Origin of the sequence: Acinetobacter sp. UBA2063 (assembly GCF_002333245.1) — a bacterium.
Lineage (GTDB): Bacteria > Pseudomonadota > Gammaproteobacteria > Pseudomonadales > Moraxellaceae > Acinetobacter > Acinetobacter parvus.
Window position 1 is genome coordinate 32,211 of sequence record NZ_DDAH01000093.1, and the last position, 1,133, is coordinate 33,343.

The window sequence follows — 1,133 nt, forward strand, 5'->3', positions numbered from 1 at the left end:
GTATCTGACCGATTGCTAAAGAAATCATGACCAAGATAACTCTTTAATTATTCTCAAGTCCTTATAAAAAACCCTCAAATATTGAGGGTCTTTTTAGTAATCTACAAATTATTTTGCAGCTTCACCCCAAGCTGGAACAACCGCCTGCATCAACGGTTTTAACATCTTGAGTGAACAGGCAATCACCTGACCATTGTCAAATGACTCATTACCACCACGTGCATCAACGACTGCGCCGCCCGCTTCCTTTACAATCAACTCACCCGCGGCAATATCCCACGGTTTTAAACCAAGTTCAAAGAAACCATCAAAACGACCTGCAGCGACATAAGCTAAATCTAAAGCAGCAGAGCCACCACGACGGATTTGCGCGCCTGATTTAGTTACAGCCAACAAAGAAGCGAAATGCTGTTCTGCATAAGATACGATTTCACCATTACGTTTCGCACGATAAGGATGACCTACCGCAAGGAATGTGTTTTCTAAAGAGTCTTTAACATTGACACGGATACGGCGTTGATTCATGACTGCACCACGGCCACGACTTGCAGAGAATAATTCATCACGCACTGGATCGTAGATCACACCGTGCTGAGTTACGCCTTTATGTTGTACAGCGATAGAAATACAGAAATGAGGAAAACCGTTGATAAAGTTTTGAGTACCATCTAAAGGATCAATCACCCAGCACCAATCTGCATCGTGACCTTTACCTTCTTGCATGCCAAACTCTTCACCAAGGAAGCTATGGTTTTTATAACTTTTACGAAGCGTATCAATTGTAAGTTGTTCGATATAACGGTCAACACGCGTTACTGGACCATCAATGCCTTTTTCTTCAACTTGTAAATCGAGTTTATGACGATTTTGATGTGCCTTTAAAAGCTCTTGACCAACTGTTTGAGCCGCACGCGCAGCCATAACCACCATAGGTTCCATTGAACACCCACTACAAATTTGAAGATTTTGACAAAGAATAATGCATAAAAGCCCCTATATTCTATCAAATATAAGGGCTTTTAGGTAAAAAATGTTTGCGAAAGATTATTTTCTAATTTACAAAGCGTTAGCGATCTATAACCAAGCTTGTTCTATTGAAAGTAAAATACCTTTGGCATCTAAGCCACAGTCAA

Annotated in this window: 1 protein-coding gene; it reads right to left on the reverse strand. The window is 40.8% G+C overall.

All coding sequences use genetic code 11. The annotated features are described in order from the left end of the window. Nucleotides 1-108 precede the first annotated feature (108 nt). The gene (locus tag B4H32_RS04135) at nt 109-939 is read right to left on the reverse strand and encodes an inositol monophosphatase family protein (protein WP_286800192.1); all 831 of its coding nucleotides are present in this window, start codon (nt 937-939) and stop codon (nt 109-111) included. Between the last annotated feature and the right edge of the window lie 194 nt (nt 940-1,133).